This window comes from Pseudomonas sp. NY8896 (genome assembly GCF_039634505.1).
Genome location: NZ_CP132350.1, coordinates 3287355 through 3304225 on the forward strand (window position 1 = coordinate 3287355; position 16871 = coordinate 3304225).

The following is a 16871-nucleotide window of genomic DNA, read 5'->3' on the forward strand; positions in this document are numbered from 1 at the left end:
GGGGCCGCGAAGCGGCCCCTGCAATGACAGGCAGACAACAGTACTCCCATGGAACCGCCCACCCGCTACCCAAGTAGCATTCGTCCCCCGTACCCACCTTCGTACACTGATCCCTCAGCCACCCCGCGCCGGAGACCACGATGCAGCAGGCCCAAAACGACGGTGTGGTCAGCGCCATGTCTCAGGCAACCGACGCACGGCTGGCAGCTCAGGACCTGGCGCGGCAGTTGCTGCACCCGCACTTGGGTTTCGTGTTGTTCTTCTGTTCCGCCGAATACGACTTGCAGGCCTTGGGCGAAGCGTTGGAGCAGGATTTTGGCGGTATTCGACTGGTCGGTTGCACCAGCGCTGGCGAAATCACCCCGCAAGGCTACGGCCGTAATTGCGTGACGGCGGTGGGCTTCGATCACCGGCACTTTTCCATCGCCACCGAGTTGATCGATGAAATGGAGCGCTTCAGCCTGATCGATGCGCAGCAGATGGTCGAGCGCCTGGTCGGCACCTGCCGCAGCAATACCCTGTCGCCCATCAAGGGCCACAGCTTTGCCCTGACCCTGCTCGATGGATTGTCCAGCCGCGAGGAGATGGTGCTCGCGGCCCTTAGCGCAGCACTGGGGGAAATCCCGCACTTCGGTGGATCGGCCGGTGATGACAACTACCTGAACCGCACCCATGTGTACTACGCCGGAGCATTCCACAACGGCGCAGCGGTGGTGGTGCTGGTCAACACCTGGCTGGACTTTGAAGTGTTCACCACGCACCACATTCTGCCGCGCCAGGAAAAACTGGTGGTCACCGGAGCCGACAGTGCTCAGCGCCGGGTTTTCGAACTGAATGCCGAGCCCGCTGCCGAGGAGTACGCCCGCCATATCGGCGTGTCGGTGGCCGCGCTTGATCACCGGGTGTTCGCCGCCCACCCGCTGGCGGTACGCATTCACGATCAGTACTACGTGCGGGCGATTCAGCAGGTGCACCCGGACCTGAGCCTGAGCTTCTACTGCGCGGTGGAGAACGGCATCGTGCTGACGGCCATGACCCCAGGCCCGTTGTTGCCGAACCTGCACCAGCTATTCGACGGTTTGCACCAGCGGCTCGGCCCGTTGCTGCTGACCATCGGTTGTGATTGCTTCCTGCGGCGCCTGGAACTGGAGGCCCGGCACGGCCTGGAGCCAGTCGGTGCGTTCCTGCGCGAGCAACGGGTGATTGGCTTCAACACCTACGGAGAACAGTTCAATGGCATGCACATCAACCAGACCTTTACCGGGGTCGCCATTGCCCGCAACCGGCCGCCTGTCGGTCGCTGAACTGCAGGCCGAGGTTACCCGGCTGCAGCATCAGAACCACAAGCTGCAGCGCATCAACGGCGCGCTGATCGAACGCATCGAGTCCGGGGTAACCCGTGGCAACGACCCTTACGCCGCTTTCCAGCATTCGGTGGTGCTGGCCGAGCAGGTGCGTGAACGCACCGATGCGCTGAACCAGGCCATGGCGGAACTCAAGGCCGTCAACCGCTTGCTCAGCGAGGCCCGGCAGCGTGCCGAGACTGCCCACCAGCACCAGATTCGCCTGATCACCGACAACGTCCCGGCACTGATCGCTTACCTGAACGCTGATCTGGTCTATGAGTTCACCAACAAGGTTTACGAAGAATGGTATTGCTGGCCGCACGGGGTGATGCTTGGCCAGAGCCTGCGTGAGGCCCACAGCGAGCAGCATTACCAGCGCCTGGAAGCCTATGTGGCACGTGCGCTGGCGGGGGAGAGCGTAACCTTCGAGTTTGCCGAAACCAATATCAACGGCCAGGAGCGCTACATGCTGCGCTCCTACGTGCCTAACCGCCTGGCCAGCGGCGAAGTGGTGGGTATTTTCGTGCTGATCCGCGACATCACCGAACGCCGCAACACCGCCCAGGCGCTGCACCAGGCCTATCAGCACCTTGAGCAACGGGTGCGCGAACGCACCGCCGAGCTGACCAGCCTCAACGACCAGTTGCTGCGCGAAATCGAAGAGCGCAGCCAGGCGGAATCGCGCCTGCGCGAGGCCAAGCGCGAAGCTGAACAGGCCAACCTGTCGAAAACCAAGTTTTTGGCCGCAGTCAGCCATGACCTGCTGCAACCGCTGAACGCGGCGCGGTTGTTCACCAGCGCGCTGCTCGAACGCCGTGAGCCGCAGAACGCTGGCCACCTGGTGCGCAATGTCAGCAACTCGCTGCAGGATGTGGAGAACCTGCTCGGCACCCTGGTGGATATATCCAAGCTCGATGCCGGCGTGATCAAAGCCGATGTCGCCCCGTTCGCTCTCAGCGAGTTGATGGACAACCTAGCCGCCGAATACGCCCAGGTGGCGCGCAGCGAAGGGCTGGCGCTGCACTTCGTGGGCTGTTCTGCCGTGGTGCGCAGCGACATCCAGTTGCTGGCGCGCATTCTGCGCAACCTGCTCAGCAATGCCATCCGTTATACCCGCAGCGGGCGTGTGGTGCTGGGGTGTCGGCGCCTGCGTGGTGGCCTGCGGATCGAGGTATGGGACAGTGGCATCGGCATTGCCGAGGAGCACCTGGAAGACATGTTCCTGGAATTCAAGCGCGGTGATGTGCAACGCCCGGACCAGGACCGCGGGCTGGGCCTGGGCCTGGCGATCGTGGAGAAGATCGCCGGCATCCTCGGCCACCGGATCCGCGTGCGTTCGTGGCTTGGCAAAGGTTCTGTGTTCGCGGTCGAAGTGCCGCTGAGCGCCACGGCACCCAAGGCCCAACCGAGCCAGGCGATGTGCGAGCCGATGCTCGAGCGCCTGCGTGGTGCACGGGTGTGGGTGCTGGATAACGATGCGGCGATTTGCGCCGGCATGCGCACCTTGCTGGAGGGTTGGGGTTGCCAGGTGGTCACCGCGTTGTCGGAGGAAGACCTGGCGCGCCAGGTGGACAACTACCACGCCGAGGCCGACCTGTTGATTGCCGACTACCACCTGGACAACGATTGCAATGGTGTCGATGCGGTGGCGCGGATCAATGCCCGCCGCGCCCAGCCGCTACCGGCACTGATGATCACCGCCAACTACAGCAACGACCTCAAGCAACAGATCCGTGAGCTAGGCCACACCCTGATGCACAAGCCGGTGCGGCCGATGAAGCTCAAGACAGCGATGAGCCATTTGCTGGCCGGTGCAGGTCAACGCCGTAGGTAATCGGCGAAATCGATATCGCCGGCACTCAGGATCGCCTGCACCCGGTTGTGCACATTGAGTTTGCGCAATATCGCCGAAACGTGGGCCTTGACCGTGGTTTCGGCGATATCCAGGGTGTAGGCAATCTGTTTGTTCGATTCGCCTTTGGTCATGCGCTCGAGCACCAGCAGCTGCTTGCGGGTCAGGGCCTGGAGCATTTCCGGCGGGAAGCTCGGGGCGTCGTTGTGGCGCCGGCTGGTGCTGCTTTTCTGGGCGCGGATGATGTCGGGCGGCAGGTACACATTGCCATTGAGGATTTGCTCGATCGCTTCGATCATCTGTGAGCGTGGCGAGGACTTGGTGATGAAACCCACGGCGCCGTAGGTAATGGCCTGCAGCACGATTTGCTTTTCCTGCTCGGCCGAAACGATCACCACCGGCGTGGTCGGTGCCTCGTTGCGCAGGGTGATCAGGCCGTTGAGGCCATGCATGCCGGGCATGTTCAGGTCGAGCAGGATCAGGTCGAGGTCGTCGTGTGCCTGAGTCAGTGCCAAGGCGCTGTCCAGGTCGGCGGTTTCCATGACTTCACTGCCCTGGAAACCATCGCTGATGACGTTGTGGATGGCTTCGCGAAACAGGGGGTGATCGTCGGCAATCAAAATTTTGTACATGGCCTTTTCACCTTGTTTTTATTGGATGGAGCGGGGCACGCATGCGCAGGCAGGCAATTCAGGGGAAGGGCACTGGTTGCGCCGGCTGCAATGGCAGGTTGGCTTGCTGCCAGGCATCCACGCCGTCGCGGTACCAATACAGGTTGTTATAGCCCAGGGCTTTCGCGCGTTTTACCGCGTTCCAGCTTAACCAGCAATCGGAGCGGCAGTAAAACACCAGTGGTTGCTCCGGGTGACCGGCGCTGGCTTTGTGCAGGTTACGCACGAAGTAGTCCTGCCAGGCCTGGGTCAGTTCGCCGTCGCCGGTGTTGGCCAGCCATAGGCTGCCGGGGAGGTTGGCGTGCGGCTCGTCTTCGATGAAGCGCCCTTGCAGCCATTGGCGGCGATAGACGTCGATCAGCACCGGCCTGGGGGTTTGGCCCAGCAGGTGCTGCAGCGTGGCGGTGTCGATGACCTGGCCGCCTTCGACCTGTTGCGGGGTCGGGCTGCGGTAAAGGGTGGCGCGATAGCCCTCGGCGGTAAACAACGGCGCGGTGTCGGCGTGGGCGATACCCAGTGACAGACACAGCGTAAGGGCAGCCAGCAGGGGGCGCGGGGCACGTGGCATGGTTTTATCCTTTTTGTTATAGGCCCATTACATGCCAGTGGTGGTGCGTTGTGAATGCGACGATCAGACAGCAAAGGCAGTACTAAAGTAGTAGGCGGCCGCCGCCACAAGAAAGGCGCACTCACAGGCCTGGTTGATCAGCGGGGCTTGCGCAGCGCCGCATGCTGGGGGTTGAAGGTGAGTATCGCCAGCAGCGTGAACAATGCGGTCAACCCAAGGCACACCACCAGTGCCAGCAGGTTCAGGCGCTCATAGAGCGCATACCGCACCAGCTCCACGGCATGGCTGAACGGGTTCACAGCGCACAGCCAATACAGCCACTGGCTGGCCTCGCGCATCTTCCACAGCGGATACAACGCTGAAGACAGGAAAAACAGCGGGAAAATCACGAAATTCATCACCCCGGCAAAGTTCTCCAGTTGGCGAATCGCGTTCGACAGCAACAGCCCCAGGGCGCTGAGCATGAAGGCCACCAGCAACAAGGCCGGCAACGCCAGCAGCAAGCCCGCAGCCGGTGGCTGCACGCCGTACAGCCAGGCGATGGCGAGGAAGGCATAGACTTGCAGCAGGGAAATCAACGAGGTCGCCAACAGCTTGCTGGCCAGCAGAAACGGCCGGGGTAACGGGCTGGTCAGCAATACGCGCATGCTGCCCATCTCGCGGTCATACACCATCGACAGTGAGCCCTGCATGCCGTTGAACAACAGAATCATGCCGGCCAGGCCCGGAATGATGTACACCTCGTAGGGGATGTAGGTGTCGTAAGGCTCGATGATGGCAATGCCCAGCGCCGCGCGAAAGCCGGCTGCGAACACCAGCAACCACAGCAGTGGGCGCACCAGGGCGCTGAGCAGGCGCGTGCGCTGCAACACGAAGCGCAGCCATTCGCGCAGCATGATGCCGTTGAAACATTGCCAGTAGGCGTTCATTGGGCGTCGGCTCCTGAAGGGGTGCTGGTCAGGCGGGCAAAGGCGTTGTCGAGGTCGCCGCCGTGCTCCAGGCTCAGCGCATCGGCCGTGCCACTGGCCACCAGGCGCCCCTGATGCAGTATCAACAGGTCATCGCTGGGCTGCACTTCGTCCAGCAGGTGGGTGGCCCACAACACACTCAGTTGCTGCTCGCGGCACAGCCGACGCAGGTGCTGGTTGAGCGCCAGGCGGCTGGCCGGGTCGAGGCCCACACTGGCCTCGTCGAGCAGTAGCAGGCGTGGTTCATGCAGCAGCGCGCGGGCAATTTCCACCCGGCGGCGATGGCCGATGTTCAGCTCGCGCACTCGATCGCGCCGGCGTTCGCCAAGGCCTTGGCGGGCCAGTTCGGCTTCGACGCGCTGGTCGCTCTGGCGCCGCGACAGGCCATGCAACGCGGCGTGGTAGCGCAGGTTTTGTTCAACGCTCAGGTCCAGGTCCAGGGTGCTTTGTTGAAACACCACGCCCAACTGGCGCAATGCCGGGCGTGCAGCGTTGCGCAGCGAGCAGCCGCACACGCGGATGTCGCCGTGCTGCAGGTCGTACAGCCGGGTAAGCAGGGCGATCAAGGTCGATTTGCCGGCACCATTGGGGCCCAGCAACGCGGCAAAACGCCCGGGCGCCAGGCTGAAACCGACCTGCCGGAGTGCCTCGCGCGCGCCATAGGCAAAGCTCACGTCACTTACATCGAGGGCGTTCATGGTGTCACCACCACACCCCAGGGGTAGCGCCCGACCTTCACCGACTTGAGCACCTTGAGGTTCTTCACATCGATGACCGAAACGTCGCCGCTGACACCGTTGGTGGCCAGCAACTGGCTTTGGTCCGGGGTAAAGGCCAACTGCCAGACTCGCCGCCCGACCAGCAGGTAGTCGAGTACCTCGTAGGTCTTGGCATCGATCACCGCCACATGATTGGCCGGGCCCAGGGCGACGAAGGCGTACTTGCCATCGGCGCTGAGCTTGATGCCCACCGGCTGGACCTTGTCTGGGTGCACGCCCTTGATCTGGAAGTTCAGGGTTTTCAGCACCTGGCGCGTGGCCACGTCGAGGATGGTCACCGTGCCGCCGATTTCCGCCGAGGCCCACAGTTTCGAGCCGTCCTTGTCGAACTCGACGAAGCGCGGGCGTTGATCGACCAGGGTGCTGTCGGCCAGGGTCTGGGTGCTGGTGTCGATCCAGTGCAGCATGTTGGTGGTTTCGCTGGTGTTGACCGCCCATTTGCCGTCGGGGCTGACCGCCATGCCTTCAGGTTCGATGCCGACGTCGATCTGCCCGAGCACCTTGTCGGTCACGGTGTCGATCACCGTCACCAGCGCATCGTCTTCGTTGGACACATACAGCCAGCGGTCATTGGGGTGCAGGGCGAACTGCTCGGGGTCCTTGCCGGAGGGCAGCTCCTTGATGATCTTGCGGGTGGCCACGTCCATCACTTGCACCCGGTCCGAATCGCTGGCGCAGATGTACAGCAGCTTGTTGTCGTGGGACAGCAGCAGGCCGCGCGGGCGCTGGCCCACCGGCAGGGTTTCGGTGACTTGCAGTGTTTGCATGTCGATCAGGCTGAGGCTGTTGTCCTTTTCGTTGGAGACCCAGGCGGTGGCCGCCGTGGCGTGCCCGCAGGCCAGCGCCAGGGCGCCCGACAGCAGGCTGGGGTAGAGCAGGGCCCGGTGGAAGAAGGGGCGGCGCATGGCGAATTCCTTATTGTTGTGGTTGTTGGGTCAGGGGTAGCTGCACGTCACTTCGGGCTTGTCGTAGCCCAGGCTGTCCATTTCATTGAAGGGATGCAGGAAGCCCTCCTGCGGCGAGGTGCTGACCAGGGCCCGCGGCTGCACCAGCGCAATCGGCTGGCGCAGTTCACCGTTCCATGGGCGGTAACTGAGCTTGCGGCCCTTGAAGCCGTCCAACGGCAACTGCTCGCTGAGCAGCAGTTGCTGCAGCGCGCGTGGTTCGGCCTGGCGCAGCTTGCTGGCCGCGCTGGCGACGCTGCGCACAGCCATCCAGGCGGCGAAGTCGCGGTCGTTCATCCAGCGCCCGGCCTGGGCCTCGAAGCGCTTTTGCAGCTGGGCCGCACCGAAGGTTTCCACGCTCTTGTGCCAGCCCGTGGGGGTCAGGCCCTGGGTGCCGGCCACCGGGCGCGGGTACCAGGTCTGGTAGGGCAGGTATTCGCCGAAGTCGCCGCGTTCGTCAGCCACCAGCACCACGTCGTATTCGGCGGTTTGGGTGAACAACGGCATGTCGGCCTGGGCGCTGCGGCGCTGGTCGTTGTCGAAGGTCCAGGTTTTTTCCGCGACCAGTTGCGCACCAAAACGCTTCAGTGCGCGGCGCAGGGCGTCGGCGTAGGCTTTGTCGTCCTCGGTCTGGCCGACCACCAGCAGCGCCCGCTGCCACTTGCGCAGCACCAGGAACTGCACCAGGGCATCGGCCAGCATGGCCCGGCCCGGCAGGCTGTGCAGCACATTGCCCAGGCACTGGCTGCTGCGCAGGCTGTCGTCAGGGCTGCCGGCATTGAACAGCAGGCTGTCGGGCAGGGCGGCGGACAGCGCGCGCAGGCTGGCTGCTGGGGCGTTCACCACGAACAGGCGCAGGCCTTGGTCATGTTGGGCGTTGGCGGCCTGCAGCAGGGCCTCGGGGCTGTCGACCGTGGCGCTGGTCAGCTGGAAGTGCTGTTTCAGGAAGCGCCCGGTGCTGTTGCTGTCGACAATCGCCAGTTCCGCCCCTTGCAGGCCGGCGTCGGCAGGCTCGGGGATGATGTTGGACAGCAGTGGGCCGGGGTCGGGGCGATAGCCCAGGTAGCCGATGCGCACCTGCAACGGTTCTGCAGCGCACACCAAGGGCGCCGACAACGTCGCGGCCAGGGCCAGCAGGCAGGTCAAGGCAAGTTGGGCAGGCTGGCGCATAACACACTCCACGGCAGATGGCGCCAGCATAGGAACCCCGCCGGGAGGGGGAAATATGCAGAAAGTAGCGCTCGGCCGGTACCAAGGTAGTAATTCACCGCGCAGGCCACGGTTTTACGATGGGCCGCAGCGCCCCGAGGAGAACCGCCCATGCGCCTCATCAACCTGTCTGCCCTGTGGCGTATCAACCTTTGGGTCACCTTCTGCTTTGCCCTGGTGACGCTGGCGTGCGCCGGGGTGCTGTTGCACCAGGCGGTGGCGGACGTCGAGCGTGAGTTGCAGTCTGCCGAAGCCGTGGTGGCGTACCTTGGCGACACTGCCGAGCGTGACCCGGCGAGCCTGCAACCCGGCCTGACCGAGCGCTTGCGCCATGTGCGGGTGCACTGGCTGGCGCCGGGTGAAGCTGCACAGCTTCCACACCAAGGCGGTGTCGATGCCTGGCTGGGGCGTCAGCTGTTCGGCGAGCGCGATCACAGCAGTCGGCTGCTGGCGCTGAGTGACGGGCGCCGAGTGTTGATAGCCGTGGATGCGCGGGATGAAATCGACGAAGTCTGGGATTCGCTGCAGCAACTGCTGAGCCTGTGCGGCTTGGCCCTGTTGTTGAGCCTGTTGACCATCCGCTGGGCGGTGCGGCGTGCCATGGGCCTGCTGGAGGAATTGCTGGGTGCCTTGCGCCAGGTTTCAGGCGGGCAATTGACAGCACGCCTGCGCGAAGCCGGCCTGCCGGAAGCGCGCCAGTTGGCGGAACACTTCAACCGCATGGCTGCCACGCTGGAGCAGGCCCAGGCTGACAATGTCCACCTGACCCAAGCCCTGTTGGCGGTGCAGGAACAAGAGCGTACCCAGCTGGCGCAGACCCTGCACGATGACCTGGGGCAGTACCTGGCCGGCATGCGTGCTCAGCTCTGCCTGTTGCGCATGGTGGCCGATCAGCCTGCGGTGGTGACGCAGACGGCGCACGCCCTCGAATTCAATTGCGAGCGCTTGCAGCAGGGTTTTCGCGCGCTGGTGCACAACCTGTACCCCGTGGCGCTGCACTACATGCCGCTGGCCGAGGCTTTCGGCCTGCTGGTGAGCCAGTGGCAGGCCAGCCAGGGCATCGAATGCCGGCTACGGGTTGGCGAGCACTTGCCGGCGCTGCCTGGGCCGAGCAGAACGCACTTGTACCGCTTGCTGCAGGAGGCGCTGACCAACGTCGCCCGGCATGCCGGCGCCAGCCAGGTGCGGGTACGTCTGCAGCGCAGTGCCAAGGGTTTGCGCCTGTTCATTCGCGACAATGGCTGCGGCGCACGCCCGCCCCAGCGCCCAGGGCTAGGTTTGCACTCGATGGCCGAGCGCGCCCGTAGCCTGGGCGGGGAGCTGCGTATTTTCAGCCGCCCGGGTGGCGGCTGGGCGCTGGCCCTGAACATTCCCAAGGAGGTGTGATGAATATCGTGTTGGTCGATGACCATGCCGTGGTCCGCCAGGGCTACGCCAGCCTGCTGCGGGCGGTGCTGCCGTTGATGCAGGTGCGTGAGGCTGCCAGTGGTGAAGAGGCGCTGGCCCGGGTGCAGGAGCAAGTCCCCAACCTGGTGATCATGGACTTTGGCCTGCCCGGTATCAGTGGCCTGGAAACCACCCGTCGCCTGCGCCAGCGCCTGCCGCAACTGCGGGTACTGTTTTTCAGCATGCACGACGAGCTGCCGCTGGTGCGCCAGGCGCTGGACGCGGGGGCCTCGGGCTACCTGACGAAGAACTCGGCGCCCGAGGTGTTGATCGAGGCGGTGCAGCGGGTGATGGCCGGGCATGCCTACATCGAGCAGCCTCTGGCCACCCAGTTGGCGTGCACGTCACAGCAGAGCGCCAGTGATCCACGGTTGCAGCGCATGACCCAGCGCGAGCTGGAGATTTTCACGATGCTGGCCAAGGGGACGCCGATGCGGGTGATTGCCGAGCAGTTGTGTATCAGTGCCAAGACCGTGTCCAACCACCTGACCTTGCTCAAGAGCAAGTTGCAGGTCAGCTCGCATGCCGAGCTGGTGCACCTGGGGATCGACCTTGGGGTGGTACGGGTGGCGGGGTGATGGCCGACATGACAGATGTGGCGCCTGGGAGATCGAGCGCCGCCCGCGCGGCGCATCGCGAGCTACGCTCGCTCCTACGTTTGTTTCGGGCCAATTATTCCTGTGGGATTTGCGCGCGAACGCCTTGGCGCATGGCTCGATATCGCGTCGTACAAAAAAGGCGGTCGCGTGCGCCTGCCACAGGCGTTACTGGCCAAAAACAAACGTAGGAGCGAGCGTAGCTCGCGATGCGCCGCGCGGGTGGCGCTCGGTCTCCCAGGCGCCACACATCCCACGTCGAACCCTGCGCTCACTTGTCCCAGGTCTCAGGGCACCCTTTGCACCCCTCCATGTTGGCTTCCTGAAAATTTCCGTAATGCTGCCGCGCCCCGCGCAAATCGGCGCGGGCCAGGTTGCTCTGACCAAATTTTGCTTCCTGCAGGTTGGCATCGCCCAGGTTGGCCCCTTGTAGATCAGCCTTGCTCAACCAGGCCATCTCCAGGTCCGCCGCCTGCAAGTTGGCCTGCTGCAGCTTCGCCCCGGACAGCCTGGCGAACTGCAGGTAGGCCGCACTGAGGTCGGCCTTGGCAAACTGTGCCCCTTGGGCGAACAGCCCCCAGCCCTGAATGGCCACCAGCCTACTATTGCTCAGGTCGGCCAAGCGCAGGTTGCTCTGTTGCAGGCTGGCGCGGGTCAGGTTGGCGCCTTGAAGGCGGGCCCTTTCCAGGTTGGCCAGGTCCAACTGGGCATGGCGCAGGTCGGCATCGCGCAGGTCGGCGCCGGCCAGGTTCATCTTGCGCAGGTCCTGGTTGGCCAGGTTGGCGCCGCGCAGGTTGGCCCCCGGGCACTGGCTGGCTTCGGCAATCACGCAGCCGTTGATGGTCAAAGGGGCATCGTTGCCAGCATCGTCGGCATTCTCGGCCATGGCAGGGGACAGCACCAACAGCAAGGCAAAGGGTAAGTAGTTCATGGCGAAAGGCTCTATGCAGAAGAAGGGCTGATGCGGGGAGGGGCACAGGCCCGCTCCCCGCTGCAGGTCAACGCTGTGCAGTCTTGGTGTCCCAGCTAGGGATCTTGAACACCCAGAACGAGCCGCCCTGCGCCACGGGTTTGGTCAGCTCGGCCATGTCGCCGCCCCACAGCGGCACCGCGCCGCCATAGCCCACGGTCACGCCGATGTACTGCTCGCCATCCTGCTCCCAGGTGATGGGCGGCGAAACGATGCCGCTGCCGGTCTGGAACTTCCACAGCTCCTTGCCCGTCTTGGCGTCGAACGCCTTGAAGAAACCGTCACCCGTGCCGGTGAATACCAGGTTGCCCTTGGTGGCCAGCACGCCTGCCCACAGCGGCAGGTGCTCCTTGTGTTCCCACACCAGCTTGCCGGTAGTCGGGTCCATGGCGCGCAAGGTGCCGACGTGGTCGTCGTACATGCGCTTGATACGGAAGCCCATGCCCAGGTAGGCCGAGCCTTTCTTGTAGTTCACTTCCTCGGTCCAGTATTCCTCTTTCCACTGGTTGCCGGGGATGTAGAACAGGCCAGTGTCTTGGCTGTAGGCCATGGGGTTCCAGTTTTTGCCGCCAAGGAACGGTGGCGAGACTTCCACCGGCTTGCCCTTGGTTTCACCCGGCAACGGCTTGGCCGGGCGTTGGCCGGGGTTTTCCACCGGGCGCCCGGTCTTCAGGTCGATGTGGCTGGCCCAGGTGATGTTGTCGACGAAGGGGAAGGCGTTCTGCAGCTTGCCGTTGTTGCGGTCTACCACGTAGAAGAAGCCGTTGCGGTCGGCGTGGGCGGTGGCCTTGACCACTTTGCCGTCCTTATCTTTGTAGTCGAACAGCACCAGCTCGTTGTTGCCGGAGAAGTCCCAGGCATCGTTGGGGGTGTGCTGGTAGAACCATTTGACCTCGCCGGTGCTCGGGTCGACGCCGACCTGGCCGGAGGTGTACAGGCTGTCGAAGTCATGCGGGTTGCCGTCCTTCGACGTGCGCGCCCAGGTATTCCACGGGCCGGGGTTACCCGCGCCAACGATGATGGTGTTGGTCTCGGGGTCGAAGCTGGCGCTTTGCCAAGGGGCGCCGCCGCCGTGGCTCCAGGCCTCGACCTTGCCGGTTTCGGTGGTGGGGTCGTCTGGCCAGGACGGCGCCTTGACATCGCCGGTCGGGGTGCTGTCCTTGCCGTTCAGGCGGCCCATGTGGCCTTCGACGAAAGGCCGCATCCACACCTCTTCGCCGGTGTCTGGGTCGCGCGCGAACAGCTGGCCGACCACGCCGAATTCATCGCCGGAGCTGCCGTGGATCAGCAGAACCTTGCCGCTGGTCTTGTCCTTGATCAGCACCGGTGCGCCGGTCATGGTGTAGCCGGCGCTGTGGTCGCCGAACTTCTTGTTCCACACCACTTTGCCGGTGTTTTTGTCCAGGGCGATGACCCGCGCGTCCAGGGTGCCGAAGTAAATCTTGTCGCCGTAGATCGCTGCCCCGCGGTTGACCACGTCGCAGCACGGGCGAATGTTGTCGGGCAGGCGATGGTTGTAGGTCCACAGGCGTTTGCCGGTCTTGGCATCGAGGGCGAATACCCGTGAGTAGGAGCCTGTGACGTAGACCACGCCGTCGCTGACGATGGCCTGGGACTCCTGGCCGCGCTGCTTCTCGTCGCCGAAGGAGTAGGACCAGGCCGGCGTGAGCTTGAACACGTTCTGGTCGTTGACCTGGGCCAGCGGGCTCCAGCGCTGGGCGTTGGTGCCCATGCCGTACTGCAGCACGTCCTGGGTGGTCAGGTGGTCATTGGCGATGTCTTCCCAGGTGACGTGCTTGCCGGCAGGTGCAGCAGAGGGGGTGGCCGCTGTTGCCACAGTGCCCAGGGCCAGGCTACCGGCCATCAGCAGGACGCGCACGCTCAAGGCCAGAGGGGAAAGGGCGGGTAGCGATCTTATTGTCATGGTTGCAGTTCCCAGTGGAGGTTTTGGCCTGCACAGGGTGGGGTGGGGCGGTGGTTGCGGGATACGGAAAAATTCCCGCCCTTGCCGGGAAGAGTTCCCGCACGGCACCTCAATTGGCCCTTCGCCACAAGCCCTACTACCAAGGGAGTAAGGCCCGGCCACCAAAGCAGCATTCGGCCGCCTGCGGGCTGTTTCTAAGATGGCGGCACGGCCTCTGTGGTTGAGGCTTTGCGTGCAATGGTGAGGGCATAACAATGACAAAAAAACGCGATGTGTTGCTTGCTGCAGGGTTGCTGGCCGGGGCTGTGCTGACCGGCACGGCCTGGGCCCATGGCAACGTGGTGCCCCAGGCCGTGGAGACCAAGGGCTTGACCCCGATCAAGGACGCTGGCGTTAGCCTGGACGGCGACGGTTGGGCGGCAGTGAACCCTTACCGCAGCTCACCCGAGCACGACAAGGCCGTGGAAATCGGTGCCTCGGCCTACAACCAGAACTGCGCGGCCTGCCATGGGCTGGAGGCCAAGTCCGGCGGTATCGCCCCGGACCTGCGCATGCTCGATGCCGGTGATGCCGGCGATGAGTGGTTCGTTGAGCGGGTGCGCCACGGTGCGGTGCGCGACGGCCGAGTGTACATGCCTAAGATGGCCGATTACCTGAGCCAGGAAGCGCTGTGGGCGGTGCGCACCTACCTGGACAGCGTGCACGTCGAGGAATGACGGCCATGCGCCTGTGGACGGTGCTGTTGAGTGGCCTGCTGCTGTGTTGCGCGGTGGCCCAGGCGCAGGTGCGCAACTACGACGCGATCATCGCCGCCGGCGAGTTGAAAGTGGCGGTGTACAAGGATTTCGCACCCTACAGTTTCCAGGACCACGGCCAGCCGCGAGGCGTCGATGTGGAGCTGGCACAGGCCCTCGCCACGGCCTTGGGGGTGCGCCTGCAACTGATTTGGGCACCGCCTGGAGAAAAGCTCGACGATGACCTGCGCGACTACATCTGGCGCGGCAGCCCGCTGCGCCACCAGCAATTGGCCGACCTGATGATGCGGGTGCCATACGATCACGATTACGCGCAGAAGCGCAACGAACTGGGCGAGCTGGAAAACGCCCAGGTGGTGATGTTCGGCCCCTATCAGCAAGAGCGCTGGCAGGTGGCCTATGACCAGCGCCGGCTGGCCTCGGTGGCCAGTGTGGCGGTGTTCCAGCAGCACCCGATCGGGGTCGAGGTCGACAGCGTGCCGTCGTTCTACCTGACCTCGGTGTTCAACGGCATGCTCAGCGCCAAGACCCACCATTACCCCAACGTGCAGCAGGCATTTGCCGCGATGCAGGCCGGCCAGGTGGACGCGGTGATGGCGATGCGCGGCGAGGTCGACTGGCAACTGCACCAAGCCGCCGACCCGCAACTGGCCCTGGCGGAAAACGCCTACCCGAACCTTGGCAAGCAAGCCTGGGAAATCGGCATGGCTGTGCACGAAAGCAACCGGCAGTTGGCCTATGCGGTGGAGGAGGCCCTCGAGGGCATGATCCGTGATGGCCGGCTCAAGGCGATGTATGCCACTTACGGCCTGCGTTACGAGGTCCCGGAGATGTATCAATAGGAGTGGCCATGAACTGGCGAGCGACGTTCCTGCTGGCCTGCTGGATGCCCTTGGCGGCCCAGGCTGCGACGCAGGGCACCCACATAGACCCGGTGCCCTCGGTCATGTGGGACTTCTACCACAAGCAGATACTGGGCCAGGCAGCGTTCGTGTTCGATGACCGTGTAAAACTGCTGGCGCCGCCCTTTGCCGAGGACGCGCGGCAGGTGCCGCTGGAGATCGACGCCCGGGCGTTCACGGGCGAGGTGGTACGGATCATCGCCTGGGCCGAACTCAACCCGTTGCCGCGCATCGTCGACTTCCAGCCTGGCGAGCGCGTGCTGCCCTGGTTGTCGATCCGTATTCGTATCGAGCAGGCCACGCCGCTGCGTGCCGCCGTGCTGACGCGCGATGGCCTGTGGCATGTCGGCTCGACCCTGATTGATGCCGCAGGTGGCGGGTGTGCCGCGCCCAGCGTAGTCCGTACCCAACCCGGCTGGGAGGAGCACCTCGGTGAAGTGCTGGGCGGGCGCTACCCGCGTGGCGACAGCAGCCGCCTGCGCCTGCAGGTGGCCCACCCGATGGATAACGGCCTGGTCAGCGGCATTCCCGAGTTCTTCCTCAACCATGCCGAGTTGCAAGGCGACGACGGCCAGCGCCTGGCGAGCCTCGAGCTGTACCCGGCGGTCAGCGAAAACCCCAACCTGGGCTTTGACATCCGCGGCACCGGGCCAACCCGGCTGTTGTTGCAGGACAACAGCGGCAACCAGTTCGAGGCAGCGGTGCCCTGAGCAGTTGCCCGACTTCACCCCAGACCAGAGGCGCCGTCATGCGTTGGACCCTGCTATTGCTACTGTGCCTGGGGCTGCCGGCCCAGGCCGACCTGGAATACCGGCTCACTCCCCGGCAGATCGCCGAGGGCACCTGGTTGCTGGAAGGCAGCACCGACAATTTTGCCAAGGCCAATGGCGGCAATGTGGTCAACACCGCATTCATCGTCACCGACAGTGGTGTGGTGGTCATCGACAGCGGGCCATCGAAACGCTATGGCGAAGCGATGCGTCAGGCGATTGCCACCGTCACCGAAAAGCCGGTGCTGGAAGTGCTGTTGACCCATCATCACCCTGATCACGTACTGGGCAACCAGGCCTTTGCAGATGTGCCGATTGGCGCCTTGGCCGGCACCCGCGACCTGCTGCGCCAGCAAGGCGACGCCATGGCCGAAAACATGTACCGCCTGGTTGGCGACTGGATGCGCGGTACCGAGGTGGTGTTGCCGACCCAGGTGCTGCAGCCGGGGGGGCGTGAAGTGGGCGGGCACCGCCTGCGGCTGCTGGCGCTGAGCGGGCATACCGGTGCCGACCTGGCGATTCTCGATGAAAACACCGGCGTGCTGTTCGCCGGCGACCTGGTGTTCTACGAACGTGCCCTGACCACGCCCAACAGCCCGGGGCTGGAGGTGTGGCTCAAGGACCTGGACACCTTGCAGGCGTTGCCCTGGAAGCAATTGGTGCCCGGCCACGGCCCGGTGGCCAGTGATGCGCAGCCGTTCGCGCAGATGCGTGGCTACCTGGGTTGGCTGGATGGCCTGATGCGTGATGGCGCGGCGCGCGGCGATGACATGGCCGAGATGATCCGCAGCCCCATCCCTGAGAGGTTTGCCGGGATCAGCTTGACGCGGTATGAGCTGATTCGCAGTGTCAGCCATCTGTATCCGCGTTATGAGCGACAGCAGCTGCGGCGGGTGGATGGGGGCGGTGAGGCTTTTTAGGGTTCGTCATGGCATTTTTTGCGCCTGTGAGATCGAGCGCCGCCCGCGCGGCGCATCGCGAGCTACGCTCGCTCCTACGTTTGTTTCGGGCCAATTATGCCTGTGGGGTTTGCGCGCGATCCCCTTGGCGCATGGCTCGATATCGCGTCATACAAACAAGGCGGTCGCGCGCGCCTGGCACAGGCTTTACTGGGCAAAAACAAACGTAGGAGCGAGCGTAGCTCGCGATGCGCCGCGCGGGCGGCGCTCGA

The 16871-nt window shown here is 64.3% G+C and carries 16 protein-coding genes; 8 read left to right on the forward strand and 8 right to left on the reverse strand.

Annotation, left to right across the window (positions count from 1 at the left end; genetic code table 11):
- The first annotated feature begins 140 nt into the window (after nt 1-140).
- Both nosP and Q9451_RS14770 read left to right on the forward strand, forming a co-directional pair.
- A complete protein-coding gene (gene nosP, locus Q9451_RS14765; protein ID WP_012272762.1) occupies nt 141-1304 on the forward strand; it encodes a nitric oxide-sensing protein NosP in 1164 nt (387 codons plus the stop codon).
- A complete protein-coding gene (locus Q9451_RS14770; protein WP_012272761.1) occupies nt 1273-3180 on the forward strand; it encodes a NahK/ErcS family hybrid sensor histidine kinase/response regulator in 1908 nt (635 codons plus the stop codon). The genes nosP and Q9451_RS14770 overlap by 32 nt, the downstream gene beginning before the upstream one ends.
- On the opposite strand, the gene Q9451_RS14775 is transcribed toward Q9451_RS14770, so the two are convergent.
- The 6 genes from Q9451_RS14775 to Q9451_RS14800 form a co-directional block, all read right to left on the reverse strand.
- Nucleotides 3165-3830: a response regulator transcription factor gene (locus Q9451_RS14775; RefSeq protein WP_012272760.1), complete on the reverse strand. Its 666-nt coding sequence runs from the start codon at nt 3828-3830 to the stop codon at nt 3165-3167. The genes Q9451_RS14770 and Q9451_RS14775 overlap by 16 nt on opposite strands.
- Before the next feature lie 58 nt (nt 3831-3888).
- The gene (locus tag Q9451_RS14780; protein WP_012272759.1) at nt 3889-4437 is read right to left on the reverse strand and encodes a PQQ-dependent catabolism-associated CXXCW motif protein; all 549 of its coding nucleotides are present in this window, start codon (nt 4435-4437) and stop codon (nt 3889-3891) included.
- A gap of 137 nt (nt 4438-4574) precedes the next feature.
- Entirely contained in the window at nt 4575-5366 is a 792-nt protein-coding gene (locus tag Q9451_RS14785) for an ABC transporter permease (protein ID WP_012272758.1), read from the reverse strand.
- Complete coding sequence (locus Q9451_RS14790; protein ID WP_012272757.1) at nt 5363-6103, reverse strand: ABC transporter ATP-binding protein; 741 nt, start codon at nt 6101-6103, stop codon at nt 5363-5365. The genes Q9451_RS14785 and Q9451_RS14790 overlap by 4 nt, the downstream gene beginning before the upstream one ends.
- On the reverse strand, nt 6100-7089 hold the full coding sequence (locus Q9451_RS14795; RefSeq protein WP_012272756.1) for a YVTN family beta-propeller repeat protein: 990 nt from the start codon (nt 7087-7089) through the stop codon (nt 6100-6102). Before Q9451_RS14795 ends, Q9451_RS14790 begins: the two co-directional genes overlap by 4 nt.
- Before the next feature lie 30 nt (nt 7090-7119).
- On the reverse strand, nt 7120-8298 hold the full coding sequence (locus Q9451_RS14800; RefSeq protein WP_012272755.1) for an ABC transporter substrate-binding protein: 1179 nt from the start codon (nt 8296-8298) through the stop codon (nt 7120-7122).
- 150 nt (nt 8299-8448) lie between these two features.
- Between Q9451_RS14800 and Q9451_RS14805 the strand changes: the two genes are divergently transcribed.
- Nucleotides 8449-9723, forward strand: a complete 1275-nt coding sequence (locus Q9451_RS14805) for a histidine kinase (RefSeq protein ID WP_345960960.1) — start codon at nt 8449-8451, stop codon at nt 9721-9723.
- On the forward strand, nt 9723-10361 hold the full coding sequence (locus tag Q9451_RS14810; RefSeq protein WP_012272753.1) for a response regulator transcription factor: 639 nt from the start codon (nt 9723-9725) through the stop codon (nt 10359-10361). The genes Q9451_RS14805 and Q9451_RS14810 overlap by 1 nt, the downstream gene beginning before the upstream one ends.
- 289 nt (nt 10362-10650) lie before the next feature.
- Here Q9451_RS14810 and Q9451_RS14815 read toward each other — a convergent pair whose 3' ends face one another.
- A complete protein-coding gene (locus Q9451_RS14815) occupies nt 10651-11310 on the reverse strand; it encodes a pentapeptide repeat-containing protein (RefSeq protein WP_012272752.1) in 660 nt (219 codons plus the stop codon).
- Between the two features lie 67 nt (nt 11311-11377).
- Nucleotides 11378-13273: a quinoprotein ethanol dehydrogenase gene (exaA, locus tag Q9451_RS14820; RefSeq protein WP_012272751.1), complete on the reverse strand. Its 1896-nt coding sequence runs from the start codon at nt 13271-13273 to the stop codon at nt 11378-11380.
- 254 nt (nt 13274-13527) lie between these two features.
- On the opposite strand from exaA, the gene pedF reads away from it, so the two are divergent.
- The 4 genes from pedF to Q9451_RS14840 are packed head-to-tail and all read left to right on the forward strand — an operon-like array spanning nt 13528 to nt 16620.
- A complete protein-coding gene (gene pedF / locus Q9451_RS14825; RefSeq protein WP_012272750.1) occupies nt 13528-13989 on the forward strand; it encodes a cytochrome c-550 PedF in 462 nt (153 codons plus the stop codon).
- 5 nt (nt 13990-13994) lie between these two features.
- Nucleotides 13995-14870, forward strand: coding sequence for a transporter substrate-binding domain-containing protein (locus Q9451_RS14830; protein WP_012272749.1), 876 nt, complete (start codon nt 13995-13997; stop codon nt 14868-14870).
- An 8-nt stretch (nt 14871-14878) separates the two neighbouring features.
- Complete coding sequence (locus Q9451_RS14835; protein WP_345960961.1) at nt 14879-15640, forward strand: quinoprotein dehydrogenase-associated SoxYZ-like carrier; 762 nt, start codon at nt 14879-14881, stop codon at nt 15638-15640.
- A 38-nt stretch (nt 15641-15678) separates the two neighbouring features.
- Nucleotides 15679-16620 (forward strand): quinoprotein relay system zinc metallohydrolase 1, encoded by a 942-nt coding sequence (locus tag Q9451_RS14840; protein WP_012272747.1) that lies wholly within the window; start codon nt 15679-15681, stop codon nt 16618-16620.
- The last annotated feature ends 251 nt before the right edge of the window (nt 16621-16871 follow it).

Excerpts from the sequence above, each read along its gene's own strand:
- Q9451_RS14775 (WP_012272760.1), bottom strand. The coding sequence starts at position 3,830 with ATGTACAAAATTTTGATTGCCGACGATCACCCCCTGTTTCGCGAAGCC.
- Q9451_RS14815 (WP_012272752.1), bottom strand. The coding sequence starts at position 11,310 with ATGAACTACTTACCCTTTGCCTTGCTGTTGGTGCTGTCCCCTGCCATG.
- exaA (WP_012272751.1), bottom strand. The coding sequence starts at position 13,273 with ATGACAATAAGATCGCTACCCGCCCTTTCCCCTCTGGCCTTGAGCGTG.
- Q9451_RS14795 (WP_012272756.1), bottom strand. The coding sequence starts at position 7,089 with ATGCGCCGCCCCTTCTTCCACCGGGCCCTGCTCTACCCCAGCCTGCTG.
- Q9451_RS14805 (WP_345960960.1), top strand. The coding sequence starts at position 8,449 with ATGCGCCTCATCAACCTGTCTGCCCTGTGGCGTATCAACCTTTGGGTC.
- Q9451_RS14830 (WP_012272749.1), top strand. The coding sequence starts at position 13,995 with ATGCGCCTGTGGACGGTGCTGTTGAGTGGCCTGCTGCTGTGTTGCGCG.
- Q9451_RS14790 (WP_012272757.1), bottom strand. The coding sequence starts at position 6,103 with ATGAACGCCCTCGATGTAAGTGACGTGAGCTTTGCCTATGGCGCGCGC.
- Q9451_RS14785 (WP_012272758.1), bottom strand. The coding sequence starts at position 5,366 with ATGAACGCCTACTGGCAATGTTTCAACGGCATCATGCTGCGCGAATGG.
- Q9451_RS14800 (WP_012272755.1), bottom strand. The coding sequence starts at position 8,298 with ATGCGCCAGCCTGCCCAACTTGCCTTGACCTGCCTGCTGGCCCTGGCC.
- nosP (WP_012272762.1), top strand. The coding sequence starts at position 141 with ATGCAGCAGGCCCAAAACGACGGTGTGGTCAGCGCCATGTCTCAGGCA.
- Q9451_RS14810 (WP_012272753.1), top strand. The coding sequence starts at position 9,723 with ATGAATATCGTGTTGGTCGATGACCATGCCGTGGTCCGCCAGGGCTAC.
- Q9451_RS14835 (WP_345960961.1), top strand. The coding sequence starts at position 14,879 with ATGAACTGGCGAGCGACGTTCCTGCTGGCCTGCTGGATGCCCTTGGCG.
- pedF (WP_012272750.1), top strand. The coding sequence starts at position 13,528 with ATGACAAAAAAACGCGATGTGTTGCTTGCTGCAGGGTTGCTGGCCGGG.
- Q9451_RS14780 (WP_012272759.1), bottom strand. The coding sequence starts at position 4,437 with ATGCCACGTGCCCCGCGCCCCCTGCTGGCTGCCCTTACGCTGTGTCTG.
- Q9451_RS14840 (WP_012272747.1), top strand. The coding sequence starts at position 15,679 with ATGCGTTGGACCCTGCTATTGCTACTGTGCCTGGGGCTGCCGGCCCAG.